At 68.0% G+C, this 7890-nt stretch carries 6 protein-coding genes; all 6 read left to right on the top strand.

Annotated features, from left to right (window positions below):
- The first annotated feature begins 18 nt into the window (after window positions 1-18).
- Window positions 19-1005 (top strand): carbohydrate ABC transporter permease, encoded by a 987-nt coding sequence (locus ACFVWR_RS18670; protein WP_387215807.1) that lies wholly within the window; start codon window positions 19-21, stop codon window positions 1003-1005.
- Complete coding sequence (locus ACFVWR_RS18675; protein WP_387215792.1) at window positions 1005-1907, top strand: carbohydrate ABC transporter permease; 903 nt, start codon at window positions 1005-1007, stop codon at window positions 1905-1907. The genes ACFVWR_RS18670 and ACFVWR_RS18675 overlap by 1 nt, the downstream gene beginning before the upstream one ends.
- Window positions 1907-4153, top strand: coding sequence for an alpha-xylosidase (gene yicI / locus ACFVWR_RS18680; RefSeq protein WP_387215795.1), 2247 nt, complete (start codon window positions 1907-1909; stop codon window positions 4151-4153). The genes ACFVWR_RS18675 and yicI overlap by 1 nt, the downstream gene beginning before the upstream one ends.
- A 27-nt stretch (window positions 4154-4180) precedes the next feature.
- The gene (locus tag ACFVWR_RS18685) at window positions 4181-5413 is read left to right on the top strand and encodes an ROK family protein (RefSeq protein ID WP_387215798.1); all 1233 of its coding nucleotides are present in this window, start codon (window positions 4181-4183) and stop codon (window positions 5411-5413) included.
- 220 nt (window positions 5414-5633) lie between these two features.
- The gene (locus tag ACFVWR_RS18690) at window positions 5634-6863 is read left to right on the top strand and encodes a multidrug effflux MFS transporter (protein WP_387215801.1); all 1230 of its coding nucleotides are present in this window, start codon (window positions 5634-5636) and stop codon (window positions 6861-6863) included.
- Between the two features lie 48 nt (window positions 6864-6911).
- Window positions 6912-7601, top strand: a complete 690-nt coding sequence (locus ACFVWR_RS18695; protein ID WP_387215804.1) for a phosphatase PAP2 family protein — start codon at window positions 6912-6914, stop codon at window positions 7599-7601.
- Window positions 7602-7890: the final 289 nt, after the last annotated feature.

The raw sequence follows: 7890 nt of genomic DNA on the forward strand, positions 1-7890 counted from the left end.
GAAAGAAAGAGACTCGTCATGGTCGATGCGGTCGTTGAGAGAGCGCCCGGCGCCCGAGGGAAGACCCCGCGGCGCCCGGCGAAGAGACCGAACGCGGCGCTGCTTCCGGTGAGCGGTCGGGGGTCGTTCTGGCTCTACCTTCTTCCCGGGTTCGTCTTGCTCACCGTCATTGTTCTGGTGCCCCTCGTCTGGAACGTGTACCTGAGCTTCACCAGCTATCGCGGCATCCGGCCACCCAAGTGGATCGGGCTCGACAACTGGACGAAACTGTTCGCGGACGACAAGTTCTGGACCTCGTTCGGCAACTCGGTCGCGATGATCGTGGCGATGGTGGTCGTGCCGACGCTGCTCGGGCTCCTGCTGGCCGCGATGCTGTTCGACCTGATCGGCAAGAAGTTCGGTGGCCGGCTCGCGAGTTTTCTGCGGGCGACGTATTACCTGCCGCAGATCCTCCCAGTCGTGATCGCGGCGATCGTGATCGGCTGGATCCTGCGGCCCGACAACGGCGCTCTCAACACCGTGCTGAAGGCGGTCGGGCTGGGGGCGCTGCAGCACAACTGGCTGGGCAACCCGGACACCGCCCTCGCCTCGATCATGGTCGTCATGGTCTGGGTGCAGCTGGGGTATCCGGTGGTCATCTTCATGGCGGCGCTCCAGCGGGTCGACCCGGAGCTCTACGAGGCTGCCGAACTCGACGGCGCCAACTGGTTCCAGCGGTTCCGGTCGATCACGGTGTCGATCATCCGGCCGGAGATCTTCGTGGTCACCCTCACCTGCACAATCGCCGCGCTGAAAGTGTTCGGGCCGGTCTACACGCTCACCCGGGGAGGTCCCGGCACGGCGACGATCGTGCCCAGCTACTACTCCTACAGCGAGTTCTTCCAGAGCCAGCAGGTGGGCTACGGCGCCACCATCGCGACCGCGCTGACCGTCGTCATCGTCGCCGTCGCCATCCTCTTCATCATCGCCCAGACCCGGGCCGAGCGCAGGGAGAACGAGCGCTGATGTCCACCACCATCGCACGCAAGCCCCCGACGACTGATGTGCCCCAGCAGCCCGCGCGCAAGCTCCACCGGCAGAAGCCCAAGAAGACGGCGAGCGACTGGGTGATCCTGGTCGTCGCCATCATCATCGGGCTGCTCATCGCCGTGCCGTTCCTGCTGATCCTCATCAACTCGTTCAAGTCGCCCGGCGACTACAACCAGGGCGGCCCGCTCCAGTTGCCGACGCACGTCTACACCGACGGGATCGTCAACTTCTGGAACCGGGTGAACTTTCCCGAGAAGCTCTGGAACTCGGTCTTCATCAGCGGGGCGGTGGCGATCTTCGCCGTGCTCATCTCGGTGCTGAACGCCTACGCCATCGGCATCGGGCGGGTGAAGGCACGCACCTGGATCCTCGTGCTCTTCCTGCTGGCCAACATGCTGCCGCAGGAGGCGCTGCTCTACCCTCTGTACTTCATGTTCAAACAGGTGGGCCTCTACGACAACCCGTGGAGCGTGATCATCATCTTCACCGTGATCCAGAGCGCGTTCGGCACCTATCTGCTGTCGAGCGTGTACGGGACCTTCCCCAAGGAGGTGCTGGAGGCGGCGAGCCTCGACGGCGCTGGCCGGTGGCGCATCCTGTGGCGCGTCGTCGTGCCGATCTCGCGGCCGACGCTCAGCGTGCTGCTCATCTTCTTCTTCATCTGGACCTGGAACGAGTTCCTCATCCCGCTGACCTTCCTGGTCAGCAACGACAACCAGACGGTGCCCGTCGCCATCAGCGTGCTGCAGGGCGACCGCCTGATGGATGTGACGACGACCAGTGCCTCGGCGCTGCTCGGACTCATCCCCACCCTCATCTTCTTCCTCATCTTCCAACGCACGCTGACGCGTGGCATCACAGCAGGAGCAGTCAAGTAATGAAGTTCACCGACGGGTTCTGGCAGACGCGCGAAGGCGTCACCCCCCTCTACGCCGCCGAGGCCTATGACATCGTCGCCGGGGAGGAGTGCCTCACGGTCACCGCTCCGACGAAGGTCATCGAGCGCCGCGGCGACACACTCAACCGGCCGACGCTCACGGTCACCGTGACCTCGCCCCTGCCGAACATCGTCGGAGTGCGCGTCGAGCACTTCACCGGAGTGGCGGAGAAGGTCGCGTTCGATCTGGCGCGCGAGACGGGTCACGCGACCGTGGTGGTCGACGAGAAGACCGGCGTGCTGCGCACCGGCGACCTGACGGCCACGGTCGCCCACGGTGCGCCCTGGTCGCTGACCTTCGCTGCGAACGACCGCGTTCTGACCTCGAGCGGCCACAAGTCGCTCGGCCACATGGAGGTCGCCGGCGAGGGACCCTATACGCACGAGCAGCTCGCGCTGGGCGTGGGCGAACTCGTCTACGGGCTCGGTGAGCGCTTCGGGCCGCTGGTGAAGAACGGCCAGGTCGTCGACATCTGGAACGCCGACGGCGGCACGTCCAGCGAGCAGGCATACAAGAACGTTCCGTTCTATCTGACGAACCGCGGCTACGGCGTTCTCGTGAACCACCCGGGCCACGTCTCCTACGAGGTCGGTTCGGAGTCGGTCGAACGGGTGCAGTTCTCGGTGCCGGGGGAGAGCCTCGAGTACTACCTGATCTACGGACCCACGCCGAAGCAGATCCTGGAGCGGTACACCGCCCTCACCGGGCGGCCGGCGTCCGTTCCCGCCTGGTCGTACGGACTGTGGTTGTCCACGTCGTTCACGACCGACTACGACGAGGCGACGGTCACCAGCTTCATCGACGGCATGGCCGAGCGCGACATCCCGCTGTCGGTGTTCCACTTCGACTGCTTCTGGATGCGCGAGTTCAACTGGTGCGACTTCGAGTGGGACCCGCGCACCTTCCCCGACCCCGAGGGGATGCTCGCCCGGCTGCACGACAAAGACCTGCGCGTCTGCGTGTGGCTGAACCCGTACATCGGCCAGCGTTCCCCCCTGTTCGCCGAAGCGGCGGAGGCGGGCTACCTCGTGAAGCTGCCGAACGGCGACGTCTGGCAGTGGGATCTCTGGCAGGCGGGCATGGGGCTGGTCGACTTCACCAATCCCGACGCGACCCGCTGGTACCAGGACCACCTGCGCCGGCTCATCGCGCAGGGCGTCGACTGTTTCAAGACCGACTTCGGAGAGCGCATCCCTCTCGGCGTGGAGTACTTCGACGGCTCGGACCCCGAGCGGATGCACAACCTCTACACGCAGCTCTACAACGAGGCCGTGTTCGAGGTGCTGCAGGAGGCGCGGGGCAAGGGCGACGCCGTGCTGTTCGCCCGGTCGGCGACCGCGGGCGGCCAGCAGATGCCCGTGCACTGGGGTGGCGACAACACATCGAGCTACGAGTCGATGGCCGAGACGCTACGCGGTGGTCTGTCGCTCGCCCTCAGCGGCTTCGGCTTCTGGAGCCACGACATCGGCGGCTTCGAGGGCACCCCCGACCCGGGCGTGTTCAAGCGCTGGACGGCGTTCGGCCTGCTCTCCAGCCACTCCCGCCTGCACGGCAGCAGCTCGTACCGGGTGCCGTGGGCGTTCGACGACGAGGCGGTGGACGTGACCCGCACCTTCACCAAGCTCAAGCTGTCGCTCATGCCGTACCTCTACGCGGCCGGTCGTGAGGCGACGCTGACGGGCACGCCGGTGATGCGGCCGATGCAGCTCGAGTTCCCCGAGGATCCGGCCGTCGGCTACGTCGATCGCCAATACCTGCTCGGGGCCGACCTCCTCGTCGCCCCGGTGTTCTCGGCGACCGGAGAGGTCGAGTTCTACCTTCCCGCCGGCCGTTGGACGAACTACCTCACCGGCGAGACGGTCGACGGAGGGGGCTGGCGACGCGAGACGCACGGCTACGAGAGCATCCCGCTCTATGTACGCGAGGGCGCGGTGCTGCCCATCGGTGGCCGCGACGACAGGCCCGACTACGACTACCGCGACGGGCTCACGCTGCGGGTCTACCCCGGGCAGAACGGCTCGCGCACCGTCACGGTCACGACGCCGGACGGGTCGACGGCCGACTACGTCGTCGAACGGTCGGACGACGGCATCAGCGCGACCGGCCCCGGTGACCACGAATGGTCGTTGCTCGAAGTCGTCACGGGAACGCGCATCCCCGCGACCGGCGGGCGTGCCACCACTTGAGCGAGCTCGACCGGTAGGGTGCGTGAGGTGAGCAACGCGAGCGGTGTCGGGCGGAACCTGGATGCGGTGCGCCGCCACAACCTGGCGACGGTTCTCGGGCTGGTGCACCGCGGCGGGCCATCCGCCCGCTCGGCGATCACCCACGCGACAGGGCTGAACCGCTCCACCGTCGGGGCGCTCGTGGCCGAACTGGTGGACCTCGGCCTGGTCACCGAACGCGAACCGGGCACGAGCAACCGGGTCGGCCGGCCGAGTCCGGTGGTCGTCGCCGACGCGCGGGTGGTCGCGCTCGCCGTGAACCCGGAGATCGACGCCGTGACGGTCGGCGTCGTCGGACTCGACGGAACCGTGCACCGGCGGGTGCGGCATCCGATCGACCACGTGCCGACGGCCGCAGAGGCCGCTGCCATCGCCGCCGCCGTCATCGCCGGGCTGCGACCCGACCTCGGTGCGGCGACCCGCGTCGTCGGCATCGGCGTCGCGGTGCCGGGCCTCGTGCGAGAGAGCGACGGCGTCGTGCGGCTCGCCCCCCACCTCGAATGGGTGGACGAACCGTTCGCCGAACAGCTCGCCGCGGCGACAGGGCTTCCCGTGCAGGCGGCCAACGACGCGCGGCTCGGCGCCGAGGCCGAGCGGCTCTTCGGGGCCGGGCGCGGCACGGCCGACCTGGTCTACTTGAACGGCGGTGCATCCGGTATCGGCGCCGGCGTGATCGTCGACGGCCGGCCGCTCACCGGGGTGTCCGGCTATGCCGGGGAGCTCGGCCACACCCTCGTCAACTCGGCGGGCGAGCGCTGCCACTGCGGCGCGATCGGATGCCTCGAGACGGAGGTCAGCCAGCGCGCCCTGCTCACGGTTCTCGGGCTCGACGCCGCCGACCCCGACGAACTCGACCTAGCACTCGCGGCGGCCACCGAGCACGGCGATGAGGATGTGGTGGCCGAGATCGACCGGCAACTCGGCTTCCTCGCCACCGCCTTGCGCACCGCGACCAACGTGTTCAACCCGCAACTCATCGTGCTCGGCGGCTTTCTCGGGTCGCTGCACGCCGTGGCGCCCGACCGGCTGGCATCGCTCGTCGCGCGCCAGGCCCTCGGCGCTTCGGGCGAGAACCTCGCGATCGTGCGGGCCGAGCTGGGCTCGCGCATCCTGATGATCGGCGCCGCCGAGCTCGGCTTCGCGGCCCTCCTCGCCGCGCCGGCTGCGCCCACTGCGCCCACTGCGCCCACTGCGCCCACTGCGCTCGCCGAACCCCGCTGAGTCGCGCCTCGGTCTTGTCGTAGGGGAGAAGTCAGTCGGAAAAAGGGGATGTGCACGGTAACATCCGGCGGCAGGTTTCCGATAGGATTGACGAGTTCTCGCGCTCGAATCGATTCGATTGCCGGCGGATGCCCGGCACCTGCGCATCCAGCCACCACCCAGCACTTCGCACCGCGGTCGTTCGACCGCGGTTCTCGTTTTCTCCCCAGCAAGGATTTTCGTGACTACCGTCGTCCACCCCGGTGACTCGCTCTCCGGCCGTCAGCGCCTGGCCTACATCCTCATTCTCGGTGCGCTGACCGCCCTCGGGCCGTTCACCATCGACACGTACCTGCCGGCGCTGCCCACCCTGGAGAACGAGTTCGGCGTCTCGACGGCGGCCATCCAGCTCACCCTCACGGCGACGACCATCGGCTTCGGTTTCGGCCAGCTGCTCGTCGGACCGTGGAGCGACAAGGTCGGGCGGCGGCTTCCGCTCATCCTGGCGACGATCGTGCACATCCTCGCCTGTCTGGCGGCCGCGGTCGCCCCGAACGTCGAACTGCTCGGCGCCGCGCGCGCGTTCCAGGGCATCGGCGCCGCCGCCGGTGGAGTCGTCGCGATGGCGATGGTCCGCGACCTGTTCGGCGGGCGACCCCTGGTGCGGATGCTGAGCCGCCTCGCCCTCGTCAACGGCCTGGCCCCGGTGCTCGCGCCGGTGCTCGGTTCGCAGCTGCTGCTCGTGATGCCGTGGCGAGGCATCTTCGTGGTGCTCGCCTTCTACGGACTGTTCGTGGTGGTCTGCGTCTCGCTGTGGATCGTGGAGACCCTGCCCAAGGCCCGGCGCCAGGATGCGGGGCACTCGACCGTTCGCCAGCGCTACAAGTCGGTGCTCAGCGACCGCGTCTTCGTCGGTATCGCCATCGTCGGCGCCATGAACTTCACCGGGCTGTTCTCCTACCTGTCGTCGAGCTCGTTCGTGTTCCAAGACATCTACGCCTTCGACGCCCAGCAGTACGGTCTGCTGTTCGCGGTGAACTCGATCGGCATCATCATCGGCGTGCAGTCGTCTGCGCGGCTCACGAAGTATTTCGGACCGCAGTGGATCCTCGCCGTCTCGACCATCGTCATGTTCGTGTCGGCGGTCACGATCATCGTGCTCGATCAAGCGCACGCTGGGCTTTGGGGTGTGGTCGTGCCGCTGTGGTTCTTCATCGCCGCCTGCGGGTTCGGTTTCCCGTGCGTTCAGGTGATCGCGCTCAACGGTCACGGTCATGAGGCCGGAACAGCCGCATCCCTTCTCGGCGCCGTGAACTTCGGTCTCGCCGGAATCATCTCTCCCGTCGTCGGCCTGCTCGGTACGCAGAGCGCAGCACCGATGGGGCTGGTGATGGCGATCTGTTCGGCGATCAGCATCGCCGCGCTGTGGCTCGTCGTGCGACCGCGCACTGTGCCCGAGCTCGCCCACTGACGCGAACCACTCAGGTTCGGGCGCGCGTCGCGCGGTAGCTTGGACGGCATGGAGCACCACACCGATGTCGCCCAGGCAGCCAAGATCTCGCGGCGCTGGCCGGTCGTCTCCGCCTCGGCGGCCGTCGTGCTGGTGGTGCTGCTCGGTGTCGTGATCGCGCTCCGCCCGACCGAGCCGTTCGGTCTGGACGCCGAGTGGATGAGCGAGATCGTCGAACACCGCTCACCGGTCTGGCTGGCTCCCGCGCTGTTCTTCAACTACGCCGGCGGTGGCATCATCGGCTCGATCATCGTGCCGCTCGTGATCTTCCTTCTCCTTTTGTCGTTCCGGCGACCGTGGGCCGCAACGTTCTTCGCCGTGGCGAGCCTGCTCTCGCTCGCCAGCGTGCAATTGCTGAAACACACGGTCGGCCGCGCCCGCCCCTCGGAGATCCTCGTCCACTCCGACACCGGTTCATTCCCCTCCGGGCATACAGCGAACGCGGCGACGATGGTCGTTGTTCTCGCCATCGTCTTCCCGCGCCTGTGGGTGTGGATCGCGGGCGCGCTCTGGGCGATCCTCATGGCCGTCAGCCGCACCTACCTCGGCGCGCACTGGCTCAGCGACACCATCGGCGGCCTCCTCCTCGGAGCCGGCGTAGCGGTCATCGTCTGGGCTCCCCTCGCCTACCGTCTGGCCCGCGAACGGCTCGCCCCGCATCCGTTCTTCCTGGCGCGCCGCGCTGCGCCCGCGCCCTGACGCGCGCCGCCCCCGGCCCGCGGCCTGACGGGCGCTGACGGCGCCCGACTGTGGCCATTCCGCTCGAGTGTGTCCGTTGCGGTCGAGTGTGGCAGGTGTGCCGGCCACACTCGACCGCATTGGCCACGCTCGATGAGATTGGCCACACTCGACCGCATTGGCCACGCTCGATGGGATGGGTCACGCTCGGCGGTCGCGCCGCATCCAGACTGCGCCCGCGCTCATGCCCGACTGTGGCCATTCCGCTCGAGTGTGTCCGTTGCGGTCGAGCGTGGCAGGTGTGCCGGCC

It is taken from the genome of Leifsonia sp. NPDC058292, from assembly GCF_042880955.1.
In the GTDB taxonomy this organism is placed as follows: Bacteria; Actinomycetota; Actinomycetes; order Actinomycetales; family Microbacteriaceae; genus Leifsonia.